Here is a 19,594-nt window from a genome sequence, read left to right on the forward strand (position 1 = left end):
TGGGTTGGGAAAACCCCAAAGGTCAATAGTCCTAACCGTTGAGGTCTTTGGGACCTCGATGGTTTTTTTCGTGACAGTCCTGGGAAAAGACCTTCTGGTTTGGGGAAATCCAAAGGTCAACATCATTCTCTATTATAACGAATAAAAACAGTTGGTTCCACAACTTAATATTTCTTTTTCGTATAAATAGGGGTAAATCTATACTATAAAATCCATGGCCAATATTTTTAAGAAGTTTTTATTGATTGTATTTATTCTTCCCATTTTGTTGAGTTGTACTACGCACTATTTGGCCTCCTGGCAAAATGAGGAGCGACCCGATGGTACCATTGACGGTAGGGATTACACTGAAGAAAATGGTACGGTCGGTATTTCACATGCTTTCAATAGTCAAAATGGAAGGATATTGATACGTATAGAGAATTATGCGGATAAGCCGATTTTGGTCGATCTGACCAAATCTGCCTTGACTATCAATGGTAACACGATTGGTTTTATTGACGGTAAGGCAACCATTTATGGAAGTATATCCAATTTGGGAACGGGCACAATAAGCGGTTTTGACGGTGAGATTTCCGAAAAAACCAATACGCTTTATATTCCACCCCAGGCTTTTGTAGAAAATGAGTTTGCAGATATTCGTGCAGAAACTAGAAATATTATGGGAGAAGACCTTGAAGGCAACTGGTCTTATAATTCTCTCTTTAACAAGGAACTAAAGGCTAAAATGGCCTTTTACGATCGTGAGAGTACCCCCATAACTCTAAAAAGTTACCTTAATTATTCTATGCTCGATACCGATAACCAGCCGGTAAAGACAGAAGTCATTAATCAAAATTTTTACCTGGCTTCATTCTTTAAAGTCCGAGAACTAACCCAATAACAATTTAACCAAATCCTGGCGCCAAGGGAAGAGATGTCGGGATACTCCATCGTTAGAGGTAAAGGGGTAGGCTTGGTAACTTTAATGGCTGGTTTAGTTGGATTGGGCGTGGTAGCTGGTGGATCTGAATGATGGTGGTATAGTGGGCTAATTTTACCTGCCTATTGGCCACAAGAATGGGCACCTGCGTTATGATCTGTCCAAAAATATCCTGGTTACTTTCATAGTCGATATCCGAGGGGTTTCCTAAAATGTGAAGGGTAGAAGTATGGATTTTTTATAAGTTAATGTAGAAATGGATATGCTTGATCGTGTAAAGTAATCCCATTTATTTCGAATCCTTTTTAAATGGCTCATAAGACATCCAATCCACCTCCAACTCGTAGGGCTGCAATGGTTTTTCAATGGAAAGCGGATTGGTTTCCACCGACCAATTGTTGGTATGCCAAAAATTCATGCGGTAACGCGTACGGTGTTGGGGAATTCCCTTTTCTGATCCCTGATAATCCCACAATACAATTTTTTCACCGTTTTCAGGGTGAAGCATCCACCATTGGATGCGGTCCGGATACCAGTCGAAACCATAGGTGTAAAATCGTGCCGAGGCATCATAGTCTGCAATGGCCTCAATGGTGTCGGGCTGATTTTGCAAATCGGCCAAGGGGACCCTCAGGTCATTGTGATCTTCTCTGTAGACCGTACTATAGATAGTTCCTTCAGCCAGATTGATGATCCTGCCAACTCTTTTAAGCTCTCCTGAATGACCCGTCCAAGTACCCATATAAATAACGGTAGGGTCTGCGAGTAACCATTCGAAGTCAATTTCACTCAGTCCTGGAATACTATCCATATGATAAGTGAAATATCCCACCACAGCCCCAACATTGGGTTGTATATGACTTGTCTTCGGAACTTTCAGCCTGGCAGCATAAGAGCCATAATGGGTGAAGTGCCTGGAGATAATTTCTGGCCCGCGACCCGCACCGGCACTATCTGTAGGATCTATCTTAAAGGAAAGGATTTTAGTGCCCTCCTCTGAAGGGGAATTCACCCCCAGCTTGTATTTAAATGGCGCCTTGTTTCCGGTGGAGCCATATCTGAAATACGCTGAAGTAGTATCGGAAAAATCTTCGACAAAGGCTTCGTGAAACTTCCCGGTTTGGGAAATGGCTATAAAGGGAATGAAATAGACCATGGCCGATAAAATGCGCTTATACATAGACCGCTACTGTTTGGAGGAGAACCAAATCTACAAAAAATATGGATTGCAAGGCATAGTTGCAAGGCCGTTTAGGTTTGGATTTTGTAAAAAATATGGCTTTATCATTTGGTTGTTTCTTGTTTACCGTATTTTCTCTAAGGTTGAATTATCACTTCAAGAGGAAAGCCCAACATCTCTGGTTGCTTTTTCATCATATCAGCAGCAGGTACTCTTTATCGGTTTAGCATGAGTCTGACAACAGTATGCCTACCATTGGCAGGAAACAGGTCTTCTTCTTTTCCGTCCATTCACAGATAGCACCTACTGGGTTTTAATGTAAAACAGGGTAATCCTCCTCTTCGGATTTCGGTCCGGGTAAACAATAGCTCTGCTAAACTCAATTCAATATAAAATCGGCAGCCATTCGGGCATGGAGCGTCGTAGTAGCCAGGAGGGGTAGCGCAAAATCTGTTTCATCCATAAGGATTGGGAGTTCGGTACATCCGAGAATTATGCCTTCTGCGCCTTTTTTCTGGAGCAAGTGCATTTGTTCCAGAAAAAACGTTTTTGCCTCGTCCCTGAAAATGCCCTGCGTCAATTCATTGGAGACATACCAATGATTTTGTGCGATGTAGCGTTCGTCTGGGATGACTGTCTGTATGCTAAATTTCTTTGCTAAACGAGAAGGAATGAAATCACCGGTCATGGTGGGCCTGTTACCCAGGAGACCCAGTGTCTGTAGCTTTTTTTCCTTTGCCTCTTTCCCCACGGCATCAGCGATGTGCAATATTGGTATGCCTACTTGCGGCTGTACGAAATCGTACACCATATGCGGCGTATTGGCACAGATGACCAGGGCTTTTGCACCTGCCGCTTCCAGGGTTTGGGCAATTTCCAGGTATTTGGCATTGATTTTTTCTTTATCCTGGGCTCGCATCAGTTCTATATTCAAGCTGTATATAAGCAGTTCGGGATTTCCCTGCGTACCGATCCTTTCTCCCACCAACTCATTAATAAGACGATAGTAAACAATGGTAGCATGCCATGAAGTGCCACCGATTAAACCTATTTTTTTCATTTGTAACCTGATCTGATTCCATCACAAAGTAAGAAAAAGACTTTCCTTTTCCTTCCATTTAAAAAATTTCATGGATCAGCGACCCATGGGAGGGAGCGCGACAGGATCTTGCACTTCGTTTTTATAAAGAGAAACATGCGCAACTATCCAAGGATAATTTGTAAAATGACCTGGCAATAGAAGTTTTTGACAAAGCAGCCGAAAAATCAAAAATAGGATTACCGAAGGAGTATGGTTGTATGAAGCTTCAGATTTTGATAGACCGTTTTGAGGGTATTTTGAAAAAGAAATAGGTTGTCATTTAGTGAAAAGAGGAAGTCAATATTCGGACGAAAATGGAATGGTATGCAGGCGACTGTTTTTTATGGAACCATTATTGTGTTATCAGATAATAAGGGTAAAATATTAGTACTGCCGATATCCTTTGATCTGGATATAGAAAATTATGTTCCTTTCTAAATTGTGGCTTAAAAACGTTGAGTGTAAAAGATTAATCAGCCACCATTAACTATTAATACAATGAAAGCAGAAATAATTCTAATAAAAGCTTTTATCCTGATCTTACTCATGTCATGCAATGCCCAAGACAAGGAAAGAGCTAATGCTGTAGTTCAAAATAAATTTATTTTGACCGGACGTATAGAAAATGCAGGTGAACTTGAAACAGTCCAGCTGCTAGAAGGAGAGACGGCTACCCATTCTATCGAATTAGAAAGTAATGGCGGATTTTATTTCGAAGGAAGTGCGCCTGATGAGGCTTTATATACCTTTTTGGTTGGAGAGCGATCATTTATGCTGGTACTAAAAAATGGAAAAAAAGTCGAATTCAACGCTGACCTGTCCAACCCTGACCATTACACGGTAAAGGGTTCGGAAACATCGGCTAAACTACAAGAGCTAGATGCGATTCGTCAAAAATTTGATAAACAACAGGTTAAATTACATGGTGATTTTGAAAAGCGGATAGACAGCGGCGAAACGATGTTATCGATACAGAATGATTTGATGGCCAAGAATGAAAAGTATGTCAGCGAGTTATCAGAGAAGGTGTTGCAGTTTTTTTTGGAGAACAAAAATAATCTGGCCGGTTTTTATGGAATAATGACTTTGTATTCCGTTGACCCGACAGCACATGAGGAAGCAATCATTAAACACATGGAAGAATTCCGGGAAAAGTTTCCAAACAATCAAGATGTGCAATCCTTTGCCTCACATATTGAAGAGATAAAACCATTAAGTATCGGTCAGCAAGCACCCGACTTTAGCTCCTTGACACCGGAAGGCAAAGAAGTCAAGCTTTCCGACTTCAGGGGCCAGTACGTTCTTTTGGATTTTTGGGCCGCCTGGTGTGCGCCATGCCGCGAAGAGAACCCTAATATCGTTTCCCAATATCATAAATTTAAAGATAAAGGGTTTACCGTGGTAGGACTATCCCTGGATAAAGATCGGGATGCCTGGCTTAAGGCCATCAAAGATGACAAACTGGTATGGACGCAGCTATCGGACCTCAAAATGTGGGATAGCGAAGCAGGCCGCTTGTATAACATTACGGCTATTCCAGCATCCTTTATGATTGACCCGGAAGGAAAAATAATTGAAAAAAACCTGCGCGGACCAGCACTGCAACGGTTTTTAGAGCGCAATTTATAATTCCAGGTAAGTTTTTACAGAGGGTATAAGGCTATCCTTATAGCCAATTAATATTATTTATATCAATTGATTAGGTAAACTATTTGCGGTAGAAATGCACTTCAGAATTAAACAGTGAAATTCAAGGAAAAATAGGTGTCTGGGAATATGCTATTGGTTAGATTATTTTTTATAATTAATCACTATCTTTAAAAGTAAATGTGATAGGAATGGACTTAGTAGTAAAAAAAGCCTTGTCCATTGAAAACCTTTCCAGCATCCGGATCACCTCATGTGACCGATAAAATGGTAAGCCGTTCATACTACTTCTTGGAAACAGGGAATTACATGATTTTAAATGGTGTAGACAAAAAAACCTTGTTTGAGGAAACAGTCCCAAGGTGATAAATTTACAATTTGGTTAACCAATAGACTCCAAACATGAATTATCAAATTAAACATCAATGGCTTAGATAAAAAATATTTACCCACCAAAACATCATTAATTATGGCTAGCAAGCAGGATATCGATTATACCTATTCTACAATGGACAAGATATGGAGATGGAGTGTTGGGGAAACTGCTGATTTTACCGGGGCTAAGTATGATGGGGATTTTTCAATTTCACTGGAAGAGGCGCAGCAAAATAAACACAAGTTTATTGCCGAAAACCTGGAAATAAAAGCAGGCGATAGGGTACTGGATATCGGTTCGGGCTGGGGGCCATTTTTAAGCTATATCAAAGAATTGGGTGCAATAGGAACTGGCATTACACTTTCGGAGGGGCAATACAATGCTTGTAGACGTAATGGCCTGGATGTACATATTTGTAATTATCGCGACCTAAGACCCGCTACCTTTGGAAAATTTGATGCAATAGCCTCAGTTGGGGCGTTTGAACATTTTTGTTCAGTGGATGAGTACAGGGCGGGTAAACAAGATGAGGTTTATAAAAACTTTTTTAAAATTGTCAGCAGTCTCATACCGGTAGGCAAACGATGTTTTATCCAATCCATGGTTTTTGGTAAAGACATGATAGACATTGACAGTGCCGATATACATGCACCTAAGGACTCTAATGAATATTTGCTAGCGTTGATTATGAATGAATTTCCCGGTTCCTGGATTCCGTATGGAAAAGAGCAAATCATTAAAAATGCAGCTCCGTATTTTAAGCTTGTTACTGAACATAGTGGCCGGCTGGATTACATTGAAACCATCAAAGTATGGCGTCAAAAACTTAAATCTTTTGGCTGGAAGAAGTACTGGGCCTACCTGCAGCTTGTTCCTCAACTTTTCACCGACCCATCGATGCGTAAACGCTTGAGCAACCTTAAAGTAGCACCTATCAAGGTTGTTTTCGAACGAGGAATTTGGGACCATCACCGCCTGGTGTTTGAAAAAGTAAGTGATTAATCTTTCTGGAACTACTTACGCCCAAATATGGAGCAAGTACTTTTAAATTATTTCGTGCATTCAGATTTCTATGGCTTAGGAGAGAGGGTAAGACCTTGGATAGGGTGGTGCAATTCCTCGTATTCCACCACCAAACCCTTTGCATTCCAGCTCGTTTTGGATTCCCGTAAGGTGATCTCCTAAATATTCAATTTTATTCCTAATCTCAAACCAATAATCAGGAAAAAGACCAATGCGTAAGAATCGATTGCTAAATATTTGTATAGTTTTGTACCAGGCGAAGGATTTACCCACTAATTTCTTACCAGTAATTCATCAAACAATATGGCTAAAAGACCTACGAATGATAAAGCCACGGACCACGGTTTCAATACAGTTGCCGAAAAGAAAGTAAGCAACACTTTCTTAACACGACGTGAAATGCTTGGAATAAGCAGTTTAGCCGGCTTGGCCACTTTTACTGGAATCGGTTTTAATGCTGCTGCGCAGTCTCCACAACGACGGCTCCGCATTGCCGTTTTGGCCAGCTATTGGGGTGCTACCAGATCCCATGCAGATTGGATCGTAACCAAGTTGATTGACGGATATTGGTGGCAGGGTGCCCACACGCCATCACGAGTTGAGGTAGCTTCTATCTTTCTGCACCAACATGACCAAAGTGAACTGGGCCAGAAGGTAGCAAAGGCCAAAGGTATTCCGATCTTTAAAACAGTAGGGGAGGCCGTGACGCTGGGAGGGAAGGAACTTGCAGTGGATGGTGTGGTCATTGTGGGAGAACATGGAGATTATCCAAAGGACCTGAAGGGACATTGGCTTTTACCACGCTGGCTGATCTACAGCCAGGTGATACAGGTTTTCGAGCAGAGTAAGCGGTCCGTTCCGGTCTTTAATGACAAGCACCTCTCTTACAATTGGGATGAAGCCAAGTGGATGTTTGACAAATCCCGTGAGCTCGATTTCCCCTTGACCGGCGGCTCCTCCATACCCGTCTACTACCGTAAGCCTGAGATAGAGATCGATATCGATACACCCATAAAACATTCGATCGTTCTTGGTGGAGCAGCAGACGAAGGCGGCATTTTCCATTGTATTGACGTACTTCAAGCCTTTGTAGAGCGCAGGAAGGGAGGGGAGTCAGGTGTTAAATCGGTACAGTCCATCAGGGGGCCCGAGACTTGGAATTGGGTGGAGCGCAATCCATGGGCAAGCACGCTGATAGAATCAGTCGCAAAAAAATTTGAACTACCGTCTGGACATTTTCAGCAGAATGCCCAGACAAACCTGTGTTTGGTGGAGTATAATGATGGAACTAAAGCAGCTGTACTCTCTGGCCGGGGTGTTGGCTGGACTTACGCTGGCGAAATCGAAGGGCAAAAAGACCCAACGATCATCTCTATGCTGGGCTGGGCAGGTCCCTTCGATCAGTATCATGCATCGAACGCCCAACCGCATTGGATAACCGAGATGATGGTTACCAAAAAAGAACCCTTCCCTGCTGAGCGATTGCTGCTTTCCACCGGAATTGTAAACCATTACATGGAATCCAACTGGGAAAATGGTCGGTTCACGCCTATTGGACGTCGCATCGAGACGCCCTACATGGATATGACCTACCAATCTACCCGGGGTGCACAATTTAACAAAGGCGAGCGGCCACCCAGCCGGCCCTATATTAGGGGTTTTGACTCATAATTGATAATTGGATAATCTCATGAAACGCCGAGACCTTATAAAAAACTTAACACTTCTTCCCATTGCAGGAAGCATGTTTCCAATAGAAACCTTAAAAGCTGCTTCTGCCACCGGAATGAGTCTTCCCTCAGATCCCCCTACCAAGCCAATAAATGATTTACATCACCAGGCCTTGGTGATGGACGGGCATACGCACGTCATGACCCGCGAGCTACTGTTTGGTACCGATATTGGACAGCGTTATACCGATGGGACCGTCGATTTGCCAAGGGCTATAGAAGGTGGTGTAGACGCCATGTTTTTTTCTGTGTATACACCTGAACACTATTATCCCGGAAGGTTCGAGACAAAAAACACCTTTCGCGTGGTAAACCTGGCGCTGGACCAAATCGAAAAGAACCATGCGGTGATCGAGCTTGCCCTTACCGCTTCGGATATCGAACGCATCACCAAGAAAGGAAAGATTGCGGCATTTCTGGATTTAGAAGGCCCTTTTGACCTGGACGGAGATATCAACCTATTACGTGCACTATATCGATTAGGCCTTAGGTCCATGCAGCTAACCGCCCACAATACCACCAATGCTTTTATAGATACCTGCAATGATGTCAGACGATGGGGGGGTATCAATGAGCTGGGAAAAACAATCATTGCCGAAATGAATCGTCTTGGAATGGTCATCAATATTGCCCATGCATCCAATGAGGCGATCCTGCAAACGGCCGAGGCGAGCAAGCATCCTATTATCTATAGTCATGGAGGTTTCTACAGCATCGTGCCTCATCCGCGCTGTATTACTGACGAAGCAGCGAAAGCGCTGGCATCAAAAGGTGGCGTAATTGGGATTCACTTTGGCAGCCTATTTAACAACCCAAAATACTGGGAATGGCAGACAGATACTAAAGAAACCACCCCAGCTTCCGTTCAGGGTGCTGAATTGAAGACCATTGAAGAAGTGGATCAGGAACTGATGAAAGAGGTTCCACTGAATTTCAAGGGAACGATTCCGGACCCCTATTGGATGCATGTAGATCAGTTGGCGAAAGTGATTGACTATGGGGTGAATTTAGTAGGAGAAGACCATGTTGCCATAGGTTCCGATTTAGATGGCGGTCCTGAGTTGCCTCGGGAAATCCAGGATATCAGCGATTTTCCCCAGATTACCCTGGCCATGCAGCGGCTCGGTTATAGCGATCAGCGAATCAAAAAAATCCTTGGCTTAAACTGGCTTCGTGTGATCCGGGAGGTAACAGGGAAATGACTCCACTAAATCAAGATAAATGATGGTCGCTTTTTGGCACCGTACCCAGGCAGATAATCAACCGGCATGTTCAAATTCTTTTTTATCCATCAATTTTGATTTTAGATGAACGTACTGCGGGTTTGGATCCCTTAACAAGGGAAATTTTAAAAGAGCATTTAAGAAGGCAGATCAGCTCAGGAAAACTGGATTTGATTACCTCTCATATTTTAAATGACCTTGAAATAATGATTTGTTAAAACATAACTTATTTCGAAAAAAGATGGAACATTGCCGATAAATATTCAGTTTTCTCTAACTTTGGAAATTCGCATTTATCAATGTCCAAAAATTTAGCAATACAGCCAGGTTTCAGAAAATTTCCCTTAATCGGAATTTTGCTGGGGTTGCTTTATGTGATTTTCTCTACCTTCCTTTTTTTCCAGTTGAGCAATTTTGTACCGGATAACAGGAGCTTTTCTATCCATCCAACCAAAATTTCAGCAACGGAGACTCATAAGACTTCTGGAAGAATTACGGGTTTTATCTTTGAAGAAGTAGAAGAAAAAGAGGAAGAAAATTATCATAAAAATTCCCTGGGCACCCATGCGACAACATTCGAGACGCAATTTCCTTCAATTGCTGCTATTTCGAGGGGCATTATTAAATCTAAGTTTATTTTTTATTGTAAGGTATCATTGTATATACTTTTCCAAAAACTCCGGCTAGACCTGGCATAAAATTCTGTGTGAATACGGGTTTTTCCAGTTTAAATATTTTATTCTTCCACTTTTAATTTCTTTAATATGGCGCATAGCGTGTCATCGGCCATGGATGATATCATCCAGAAATTGGGCCACTATCTTCCTGCACAATTCCCGCTAAAGGATTTTGTGCACCACAACACCTTACATGCATTCCAGCATTTACCTTTTCACGAAGCTTTGCATAAAGCATCAGTAACCTTTGGTTACAAGGTTTATTGGAACATTGAAAGGTACAGAGCATATTTCTATGAAAAGAAAATCAATGAAGAAATTCTGAAACGGGTAATTACCGAACATAAAGGAGCTGATGATCTGGCCCATTGGACAAACCTTTTGCTTCACAAGTCGCCAAAGGAGTTGATCGAGCCCAAAATCGGCCAAATCAGAAAACTGTGGAGACAAGCTTATAACCTTAATTTGGATAAAGAGGTCCATCAGACCCTATTCCGATTGCTAAATGCTTATTTGGATCAGGGTATTGCCATTTGGAAATTTCCTGCCGGAACAAATGGGCTGTTAGCAGGTATCAGGAAATTAGAAAAAAACAGTTTCAGCACTTTTATTAAGAGTGAGCGGGTCAGGGAGCTGCTCTTTGATAAGAGCACCCAATTGGAGGATTTACTTGATCTTTTGGTAGGCAATGAAAAATTCTATGGCCAATACCTGTTCGACCAGCAGTTTTCCCACCCGGGCTGGTCTGGAATGGTGTCTGTGTTGGAGCATAACGAAAGCACCCTTCTGGACAAAAGAAAGGTTTGTTTATATGACCTGATATTTTTGGAGTGTCTTCTGGAAATCGATGCTTTGGACAGGAGAAGGGGTAATCGATGGGCAGCGTTAGCGCCGTTAATTCCGCCTGACCATCTTGGAATTTTTGAAGAACTAAAATACTCCGAATGGTTTGAAATTCATAAACTTTGGCAGGAAGCTTTGGAGTGGTCTTACTACGACCAGGTCATCAAAGGACTTCAACTTAGCCACGAAGAAGATTTCAAAAAAAAGGCAGCTTTTCAGGCCATGTTCTGCCTTGATGACAGGTCTTGTTCTATTAGGCGGCATGTAGAACACTTTGCCCCGGATGCCCAGACCTTTGGAACTGCCGGTTTCTTTAACCTTCCCTTCTATTTTCAGCCCCAGCATGGCAAGTTTATGACCAAAGTTTGTCCCGCTCCTGTCACCCCTTCACATGTCATCAAAGAAACCGAATCCAAAATAAGACATGAAAAAGATGCCCATTTCAGTAAACATTCCAAGGGTATATTTGGGGGTTGGGCCATCAGTCAGACCATGGGTTTCTGGTCGGCTTTGAAATTGGCCAAAAATATTTTCTACCCTTCAGCAACCCCTGCCATGGTTTCTTCTTTCAAGCACATGGACCCCAGAGGTAAATTGAGTATAGTAAGCAAAAATCCGGAAAATAAACATCACGGACTTCAGGTTGGCTTCACGATAGAGGAAATGGCCGATGCCTTGGAAGGACTTTTGAGGAGCATCGGTTTGGTCCAGGATTTTGCCCATTTGGTATATGTCATTGGTCATGGTGCCAGTTCGGTAAATAATACCCATTATGCCGGATATGACTGTGGCGCCTGTAGTGGAAGGGCCGGATCTGTTAATGCCCGCGTGGCCGCGACCATCGGCAACAACCTTGAGGTAAGGGAGGTTTTAGCCAAAAGGGGTCTTATAATCCCAGATACCACCGTATTTGTAGGAGGGTTACATGATACCACCCGGGACGAAATGGAGTTTTACGATGTAGAGGATCTCGTGGATTCCATCAGGATTTTACACGAAAGAAATGTGAAGACTTTTGAAGTAGCCCTGGATTATAATGCAAAGGAAAGATCAAGAAGGTTTCATACCATTGATTCCAGACAGGATGCAAAGAAAGTACATGAACAAGTGAAGAAAAGGGCTTTGTCGCTTTTTGTAACCAGACCTGAATGGAATCATGCGACTAATGCACTTTGTTTGATTGGAAAAAGGGAAAATAACCGTCACTTGTTTTTAGACAAGCGTGCATTCCTCAATTCTTATGATTACAGCATTGATCTGGAGGGCAAATATCTCTTTGGTATCCTTAAAGCAGTGGCACCGGTTTGTGGTGGAATTAATTTGGAATATTATTTTTCGAAAGTAGATAACGACAGGCTGGGTGCCGGAAGTAAGTTGCCACACAATGTGATGGGCCTGATCGCTGTGGCCAATGGGATGGATGGTGACTTGAGAACAGGCTTACCCATGCAAATGGTTAATATTCATGATCCTCTCAGAATATTGATCACGGTGGAACATTATCCAGACATCGTATTGAAAACCATCCAAACCCATGAACAAACCTATGAATGGTTTGCCAATGATTGGGTAAAGCTGGTTTGTATCCATCCCGAAAGCAAAAAGGCTTTTGTTTTTAAAGAAAGTGAGTTTTTTGAATACATTCCACTCACCCATTCGATCGAGGCTGTTAAAAACCTCAATGCTGTACTGGAATCCACTTCGGAAAATCTACCTGTATACCTTATTGGATAAAACATGGAAAATAACATAATGATCAGTTTATTCGTTTTGCTTCCTTTGTTGACTTTTTTGATCTCCTTGCTAATTCCCGAGGGAAGGGAAAAAACCTTTTCCAGATTGGCTTTTGGCGCCTTGAGTTTACAGTTATTGGGCATCACAGGTTATAGCGTTTACTGGATAATTAATGGCATGAATCACGTTAACATCCCGGCATTGGAAATTTTTAATAAAGGTGATTACCAATTTCTGCTTGGTTTTTATTTTGATACTGTTTCAGCGGTTTTTCTTTGGGTGGGGGCCTTTATTTCTTTTTTGATCATAAGGTACAGTAGGTTTTATATGCACTTAGAAGAAGGATACAAAAGGTTTTTCATCACTTTACTTTTCTTCTACCTGGCCTATAATCTCACCGTATTGGCAGGTAATTTCGAAACCCTATTTTTGGGCTGGGAAATGTTAGGGATTTCTTCTTTCTTATTGATCGCATTTTACAGAGACCGGTATTTACCGGTTAGGAATGCGGTAAAGGTTTTCTCCATTTACAGGATTGGGGATATTGGCATCATCCTCGCAATGTGGGCAAGCCATCATATGTGGCATGAAAACATAAATTTCATCAAATTATTGGATAAGGATCTTGTTTCCAACCAAATGAGTTCCCATGGGGGAATCGGACTGTTCATTGCCGTCTGTTTATGGATAGCGGCAGCGGCAAAGTCCGCCCAATTTCCTTTTTCTTCCTGGCTTCCAAAGGCCATGGAAGGACCTACTCCCTCTTCAGCCATCTTCTATGGGTCTCTTTCAGTACATTTTGGTGTTTTTCTCTTGCTGAGGACTTTCCCTTTCTGGGAGCATCAGCTGACGGCGAGAATACTGATAGGGCTTCTTGGTCTGGTGACAGCAGTAATGGCCTATTCCATTGCAAGAGTTCAGTCCACTATTAAAACCCAAATCGCCTATGCTTCCATAGCACAGATAGGAATTATGTTTATTGAAGTGGCCCTGGGCTTGCAGGTACTGGCATTGATACATTTTGCCGGGAATGCATTTTTAAGGACCTACCAGTTATTGGTTTCCCCTTCTGTGGTGGCCTACATGATAAGGGATAAGTTTTACCATTTCAAGCCCAAAACAATCCGTCTGGAGGACACATTCTCTAAAAGATTGGCCTACAGTATGTACATTCTTTCTCTAAAAGAATGGAATTTGGACAGGTTGCTCAATAGGATGTTTTTCAATCCTATCAAAAGGTTTGGGCGAAAACTGGATTTCCTGACACCCAAAAACCTTTTGCTGTTTTTTCTGCCCCTTTACGCACTTGGTTTATTCTTGTATTTTAATAAAGAATGGGTACCGGATACTATCCTTTACTATTTGCCAGGTTCATTTGGTCTCTTGGGTTTGTTCATGGTGTTCAAGGCTTTTTCTGAGAGAATTTATCCCAGGCTGGCCTTATTGCTGGTTATGGCCAATCATTTCTGGGTTGCATTGGCCGTTTCATTCAATGAAAATTTTGATTACAGTCAAACGATGATTTACCTCAGTGGCGTCGTGGTGGCAGGTATCATTGGTTTCTGGACCTTGGATTACCTTAGGAAAAAGGAACCCAACCATTTTGACCTTAACCAGTACTATGGCCATGTGTATGAATATCCGAAACTTGCCTTGGTATTTCTGCTTGCTTCCCTGGGTTTGATGGGATTTCCTATAAGTCCGACTTTCGTTGGTGTGGATTTATTATTCAGTCATATTCACCAGGATCAATACCTGTTGGCCTCTTTTGATGCCATCAGTTATATCTTTGGCGGCATTGCCCTGATCCGTATCTATGCGCGGCTTTTCCTAGGCCCTCATGTCAAAAATTATCATGCTACCGCTTTAAAATCTTCTTAAACCAAATACAACATGCATAAGTCTGCTGTTGAAGTTCCTATGTCAAGATTGGCAGAACTTCGTAAAAATTGGAAATCTGACCTGATTTCTGGATACTTTACCAGACAACCTAATTGCTGCCGTGACCTTACCTGATTTTTCCCAGGTATTTTCAATGAACTCGATTAAATACATTTTCATGTTTGCTTTGGTTGGAAGCCTGGAGTCACTGCTCAGTACAAAAGCTATAGATGGTTTGGATCCCCTCAAGCGGAAGTCCAATATGAACAAGGACCTGATTGGTGTAGGTCTTGGCAATGTGCTGGCAGGCATGATCGGTGGGCTGGCCATGATTTCGGAAATCGTAAGAAGTTCTGCCAACATCAACAGTGGGGCGAAAACAGGCTCGTGTTTTTCGCCTGGTAAATTCATTCCTATTGTGCTAAAAACAACCCTCCTGTAACAAAAGTAACTTTTTGATTTAAATTAAACCCACTGAACACCTAATCTTTTAATATATCATTTCTATTTAGCTTGGGACCGATTTTTCAGAAGGGTGGAATCTGAAGAAAATGGCTTTTAGTAATTAGACATTCGGATTTAGCATTCTACTATTCCTCACCTGTTCCTACTTGGTAAAGAAGGCTCGTTTGAAAAACAGATCTTTCAACGGTTTCCTTGAACCCATCTATCCGAGTTCGTAAAAAATAAAAGAAAGGCGGTTGCCTTGACACAACCTGCATTGGCCAGTATAGCAGGGGTGGGGTTGCCGTTTTTATGCGATCTGGAGTAGGGCAAGCCTACCTTATGAATGGAAAAGGTCAACCATGCTCATAGACCAAGAAGCTTGTCAAAATCCTTGGGATCAACCCTTGTGGTCTTTCCGGCTTTGTGCTGGGCTATTCCTTCCATTATCTCCAATTTTACCTTGGGATCCATAAAATATTGGTCGTCCTCACTGATTGGGGTGATAGCGAAGGCGTGTTTTCTACCCTGCTGGACGATGACCTGTTGTTTTAACGCCAGCTCGAAATACTTTTTCTGATTATCTCTAAACTCCCTTGAATTGATAATTATCATTATATTTTGGTTTATTTAATGTACCTATTTGGTACGCAAATATAAGCAAAAAAGTTCAGGTTTTTCCTTGTCGAAATCGAGGATGGACGTGAGGGAAGAAATGAGGGAATTACTATTTATTTCCCGGGAAGAACCTGACAAAGATAGTAATGCATTCGCAGTTTTAGGGCTTAGGAAAGGGAAGGAGGCTGGATTGAGTGCTGCTTTTCTTCATAATCCGCCACCAAATCGGAAAGCAAATTCAGTTCCTCGTAGCCCTTAGCTTCTGTATTTTCTAAGTTTTCAGCAACAGAAAGTAATTCCTCAATTCTGTTTTTTATGGCAGTATATTCTTTTTCTGACTTAATCATGGCTCAGGTATTTTGAATGTCCTATATTTTGTCATACCCGCCTGTCCGGCCGGCAGGTTCCGCATGGGTGCCAATAAATCGTATATATACTTTCTTAGCGTGTTATACCACTTCAGAATAGGAGAAGCAAAGAGAAGCATCTTGCGATTTTCAGATATCCGCTCAAAAGTATTTTCTGAGAAGATATGGTACTTTTTCGTTTGCATATGTCCAAAAACCTCCGGTCACACAGATATATTTCGGTAAGGTCGTCAGCCTGCCAGATAAGAAGGTGTCCCATTATCCAATTCCAGCTCGATTTTTGGACTCTTCCAATAACTAGGCCCTATGGTGGATCATCATTTCGACAATTTAAAACCTATCTGGAAACCTCAAATTGAGGCCAGTTGCTTCTTTGCTTTTTCAGAAATTTTGGCTTTCTCCACCGCCTTTCTGTTTTTAATCCGGATCTTGTCAATCTCATAGGCCACCTGGTATTTCATCCAGAATTCTGCTTTGATGCCAAATGCATTTTCCAGTCTGACCGCCAGCTCAGGAGTAAGGTTTCGCTTGCCATTAATGATATCTGACATTACGTTTTTGGCAATTCCCAATTCTTTGGCCAAGTCAATTTGCTTCATTTCCCTGGCATCTAGTTCATCTTTCAAAAGCCTGCCGGGATGACTGGCTAACCCCGGAACAAGATCGTTGGCTAATATGCTGTCACTACTCATAATGTTTTGATATTTCATTTTAAACGCCAAGATAAAAAAATAAGTTTACTAAAAAAGTAAACTTTTGTAATGTAGTCCGAAACTTATTTGGCAATTTTGTTCAGATATTTTAGATGTCCTCTATTTTGCTGAACAATCTATTCCGGTTAAGAACACTAATTACCAATTTCTTCACCTTTTCCACCTTTCTTTTCCCTTCCTTTTGAACTGTTGCATTTTTTGCAACAGTTGCTTCCCTGACCAGTTCACCTTCTTTGTAAATGTTTTTGATATGCCTGGAAACTATAGATTTATCTCTTTCAAACAATTCTGATATTTGCTGCAATGGCAACCAAAAGGTGTCGCCTTCAAAACGAACCTCAATTTGAGTTTGGCCATCGCTCCCTCGGTAGATTTCGATTTGATTTTCCATAAAAGTTTCTCCTTAAAATTTTACTCGAATTCCTCCAATCCAACATCTTTCGCACATCATGGAGCATAGGTATTTCCAAATATAGCAATTTACGAATATCAAGTGTGATGATGAACTGACATCATGTAGGAAAATAATAATGCTTATTTTACTGTTTACCTGATTCTTGCTGACCGTCCATTTTATAAGCTTAAATAAGCATTTCAACAAGTAAGTCCAACATTTCTGCGACCTTTCTGATCTTACCGGTGTAAGCACCTTTTTTGGGTTTAAGCACCAGGCTGAGAGTAATTTTCCCTAAAATCGATACCGATTTGCCATAGCGGTAGCAATCTTTGATTTATTTTTGGAAAAATAAGAAATAAAATCTTCCGGTAAGGTCAGTTGTTCATACACTTCATCATAGAAATGTAAGGAGGCAGAGAATACCAGGGTTTTCATTTTGTGTAATCGAAAACATAGCGGGCCCTCCTCGAATTCCATCTGGCAAACCTCCATATCGGCTTCCCGGTTGAGGTATCGGATCCAACTATTGTTGTAACCCAATGCTTCAAAATCTTTGATACGCTGGATCCTAAATCCCTCAATAAAATCGCCAAGACTTTCCTCTTCGGAAAATAGACGAAAGGAAAAATCTAATTCATTCATTTCAAAATCGTAGGAGAAAGAAATCCCACCGTCAATTAAGTAGATGGACAGGCCATTTTGGGTTTGGAATCCGGGTTTTTTGGAGGAAAGGTATTGAGCTAATTCTTCGACGGTCATTTTAGATATTTTTAAAATCGAGGATCAATCACTGATTTTCACGGTGAAACCTTTGAGGTTTTGAAAACCTCAAAGGTTACTTTCCGATACAAAACTTACTAAATATATTCGCCAGCAAATCATCCGTTGTAATCTCCCCGGTGATTTCGCCCAGATAGTGCAGGGAGCGGCGGATATCCATAGCCAGAAAATCATTGGTGACCTCCTGATCCAGACCATTCAGCACATCCAGCAAGGACTCCCTTGTCCGTGTCAGGGAATCGTAATGCCGGATATTCGTAACGATGGTATTCCCGGTTTTGAACTTGTCCAAGTTTACCAGCTCCAATATCCTTTTTCTCAAAAGATCCAGGTTCTCTTTTTTGCCAGCAGAAATGAAAATGGTGTCAGGGAACACCTTATTTAATTCATTGGTTAACTGCTCTTTACCCTTGTCCATCTTATTGGCTACTTTAAGGAAGGGAACCCCCAGGTTTTCCAAAAGGTTGACGTCCCGGTTGATTTCTACCATATCGGTATCGCCGAGATCGAAAAGGTACAGAATCAGGGAGGCGGATTTCATTTTTTCCTTGGTACGGCTTACGCCCATGGCCTCGATGGTATCGTTGGTTTCCCGCAAGCCTGCAGTATCTATGAACCGAAAAATGACCCCGCCTATATTGATTTCATCTTCTATAAAGTCCCGGGTGGTGCCAGCTATCTCCGAAACTATGGCTTTTTCTTCATTGAGCAGGGCATTGAGCAGGGTGGACTTTCCGGCATTGGGTTTCCCTGCAATGACCGTGGGCACCCCGTTTTTGATCACATTGCCCAGGTCAAAGCTGCTGATCAGGTTTTCCACTACCCGCAGTAGCTTCTCAACCAATACCCGCAAGTCATCCCTGCTGGCAAACTCCACATCCTCCTCTGTGAAATCCAGTTCCAGTTCAATCATGGAGGCAAAATGGATCAACTGGGTACGTAGCCCGGCAATTTCTCCCGAAAAACCACCGCGCATCTGGTTCATGGCTGCCTGATGGGAAGCTTCCGAATCGGAGTGGATCAGGTCTGCCACTGCTTCTGCCTGGGCCAGGTCAAACTGACCATTGAGAAAAGCCCTTTGGGTAAATTCCCCGGGTCGGGCAGGCCTGGCGCCTTGGCGGATCATCAGCTTGATGACCTGATTGACTATATAGGAAGAGCCATGCGTGCTAATTTCTACCACATCCTCTTTTGTAAACGATTTAGGGGCTATAAAAAGTGAAACCAAAACCTCATCTATGACCTTTGACCCATCCCGCAAGGTGCCAAAGTGAATGGTATGGCCCGGCTGCTTTTCCAGATCCTTGCCGTAAAAAACTTTGTTTACCAACCCGATGGCTTGTGGTCCCGATAGCCGGATCACTGCAATGGCGCCTACACCCTGAGGGGTAGCCAGCGCAACAATGGTGTCCTCTTTTTGGCTGATAGCATGTACCATTTATTGTTTGAAATTTTCGAGCAGGGCAACCAATGCCTCTACAAAAGGGGTGGCCTCCCGGTATCCGGGCAACTGGGTGATGTTTTCCATGGCCGCATCCATGATAACAAAATTGGGGTAAGAACGCACCCGCATGGCCCGTGCCATTTCTTCCTCCGAATATTCCTTGCCCCGAAAATCAAATTTTCGCTTTCCGTCTTCAGCATTTAATTTGACCGCATAAAAATTTTGGTTCACATAGCTGATCACTTCCTTATCGGTAAAGGTTTCTTTGTCCATTTTTTTGCACCATCCACACCAATCCGTATAGACGTCGACCAGAATCATTTTAGGCTGCTCTTCTACCTTATCAATGACCTCCTCAAAACTATACCAGGTAATGGCCTCCTCTTGCGCTTTCAGACTGAATGTAATCATCAAGCCCAACACCACAATCCCCAATGATTTTTTCATGTTTCTACTGATTTATTTGACAAATATAAAAAATTACGTTCCTCTTTTTTCAGGTAAATATTGACT

The 19,594-nt window shown here is 42.1% G+C and carries 18 protein-coding genes; 9 read left to right on the forward strand and 9 right to left on the reverse strand.

The window, feature by feature from the left end:
* The first annotated feature begins 214 nt into the window (after positions 1-214).
* On the forward strand, positions 215-883 hold the full coding sequence (locus GL182_RS09960) for a hypothetical protein (RefSeq protein WP_163379505.1): 669 nt from the start codon (positions 215-217) through the stop codon (positions 881-883).
* Positions 884-1,211: 328 nt separating this feature from the next.
* On the opposite strand, the gene GL182_RS09965 is transcribed toward GL182_RS09960, so the two are convergent.
* On the reverse strand, positions 1,212-2,102 hold the full coding sequence (locus GL182_RS09965; protein WP_163379506.1) for a glycoside hydrolase family 16 protein: 891 nt from the start codon (positions 2,100-2,102) through the stop codon (positions 1,212-1,214).
* Positions 2,103-2,115: 13 nt separating this feature from the next.
* Between GL182_RS09965 and GL182_RS09970 the strand changes: the two genes are divergently transcribed.
* A complete protein-coding gene (locus GL182_RS09970; RefSeq protein WP_205603622.1) occupies positions 2,116-2,334 on the forward strand; it encodes a hypothetical protein in 219 nt (72 codons plus the stop codon).
* A gap of 147 nt (positions 2,335-2,481) precedes the next feature.
* On the opposite strand, the gene GL182_RS09975 is transcribed toward GL182_RS09970, so the two are convergent.
* A complete protein-coding gene (locus GL182_RS09975; protein WP_163379508.1) occupies positions 2,482-3,162 on the reverse strand; it encodes an aspartate/glutamate racemase family protein in 681 nt (226 codons plus the stop codon).
* Between the two features lie 519 nt (positions 3,163-3,681).
* On the opposite strand from GL182_RS09975, the gene GL182_RS09980 reads away from it, so the two are divergent.
* The 7 genes from GL182_RS09980 to GL182_RS10010 all read left to right on the forward strand — a co-directional run bounded on the left by GL182_RS09980 (position 3,682) and on the right by GL182_RS10010 (position 14,759).
* Positions 3,682-4,812: a TlpA disulfide reductase family protein gene (locus GL182_RS09980; protein ID WP_240469763.1), complete on the forward strand. Its 1,131-nt coding sequence runs from the start codon at positions 3,682-3,684 to the stop codon at positions 4,810-4,812.
* Positions 4,813-5,299: 487 nt separating this feature from the next.
* On the forward strand, positions 5,300-6,208 hold the full coding sequence (locus GL182_RS09985) for an SAM-dependent methyltransferase (RefSeq protein ID WP_163379509.1): 909 nt from the start codon (positions 5,300-5,302) through the stop codon (positions 6,206-6,208).
* Between the two features lie 324 nt (positions 6,209-6,532).
* Positions 6,533-7,900: a hypothetical protein gene (locus GL182_RS09990; RefSeq protein WP_240469764.1), complete on the forward strand. Its 1,368-nt coding sequence runs from the start codon at positions 6,533-6,535 to the stop codon at positions 7,898-7,900.
* A 19-nt stretch (positions 7,901-7,919) separates the two neighbouring features.
* Positions 7,920-9,161 carry a dipeptidase gene (locus tag GL182_RS09995; protein ID WP_163379510.1) on the forward strand — a complete coding sequence of 414 codons (1,242 nt, stop codon included), beginning with the start codon at positions 7,920-7,922 and terminating at the stop codon, positions 9,159-9,161.
* 785 nt (positions 9,162-9,946) lie between these two features.
* Complete coding sequence (locus GL182_RS10000; protein ID WP_163379511.1) at positions 9,947-12,436, forward strand: YbcC family protein; 2,490 nt, start codon at positions 9,947-9,949, stop codon at positions 12,434-12,436.
* A gap of 3 nt (positions 12,437-12,439) precedes the next feature.
* The gene (locus tag GL182_RS10005; protein WP_163379512.1) at positions 12,440-14,317 is read left to right on the forward strand and encodes a proton-conducting transporter membrane subunit; all 1,878 of its coding nucleotides are present in this window, start codon (positions 12,440-12,442) and stop codon (positions 14,315-14,317) included.
* 121 nt (positions 14,318-14,438) lie between these two features.
* Positions 14,439-14,759, forward strand: coding sequence for a SulP family inorganic anion transporter (locus GL182_RS10010; protein ID WP_262889329.1), 321 nt, complete (start codon positions 14,439-14,441; stop codon positions 14,757-14,759).
* A 368-nt stretch (positions 14,760-15,127) separates the two neighbouring features.
* Here GL182_RS10010 and GL182_RS10015 read toward each other — a convergent pair whose 3' ends face one another.
* The 7 genes from GL182_RS10015 to GL182_RS10045 form a co-directional block, all read right to left on the reverse strand.
* Positions 15,128-15,376 carry a prevent-host-death protein gene (locus GL182_RS10015; protein ID WP_163379513.1) on the reverse strand — a complete coding sequence of 83 codons (249 nt, stop codon included), beginning with the start codon at positions 15,374-15,376 and terminating at the stop codon, positions 15,128-15,130.
* A gap of 170 nt (positions 15,377-15,546) precedes the next feature.
* Positions 15,547-15,726: a hypothetical protein gene (locus tag GL182_RS10020; RefSeq protein ID WP_205603623.1), complete on the reverse strand. Its 180-nt coding sequence runs from the start codon at positions 15,724-15,726 to the stop codon at positions 15,547-15,549.
* Between the two features lie 371 nt (positions 15,727-16,097).
* Complete coding sequence (locus tag GL182_RS10025; RefSeq protein WP_163379514.1) at positions 16,098-16,439, reverse strand: HigA family addiction module antitoxin; 342 nt, start codon at positions 16,437-16,439, stop codon at positions 16,098-16,100.
* Positions 16,440-16,548: 109 nt separating this feature from the next.
* Complete coding sequence (locus tag GL182_RS10030) at positions 16,549-16,851, reverse strand: virulence factor (protein WP_163379515.1); 303 nt, start codon at positions 16,849-16,851, stop codon at positions 16,549-16,551.
* Positions 16,852-17,148: 297 nt separating this feature from the next.
* Positions 17,149-17,616, reverse strand: coding sequence for a hypothetical protein (locus GL182_RS10035; RefSeq protein ID WP_163379516.1), 468 nt, complete (start codon positions 17,614-17,616; stop codon positions 17,149-17,151).
* Between the two features lie 76 nt (positions 17,617-17,692).
* Positions 17,693-19,075: a tRNA uridine-5-carboxymethylaminomethyl(34) synthesis GTPase MnmE gene (gene mnmE / locus GL182_RS10040; RefSeq protein WP_163379517.1), complete on the reverse strand. Its 1,383-nt coding sequence runs from the start codon at positions 19,073-19,075 to the stop codon at positions 17,693-17,695.
* Positions 19,076-19,528 carry a thioredoxin family protein gene (locus tag GL182_RS10045; RefSeq protein WP_163379518.1) on the reverse strand — a complete coding sequence of 151 codons (453 nt, stop codon included), beginning with the start codon at positions 19,526-19,528 and terminating at the stop codon, positions 19,076-19,078.
* Positions 19,529-19,594: the final 66 nt, after the last annotated feature.

This window comes from Cyclobacterium sp. SYSU L10401 (genome assembly GCF_010993705.1).
Classification (GTDB): domain Bacteria; phylum Bacteroidota; class Bacteroidia; order Cytophagales; family Cyclobacteriaceae; genus Cyclobacterium.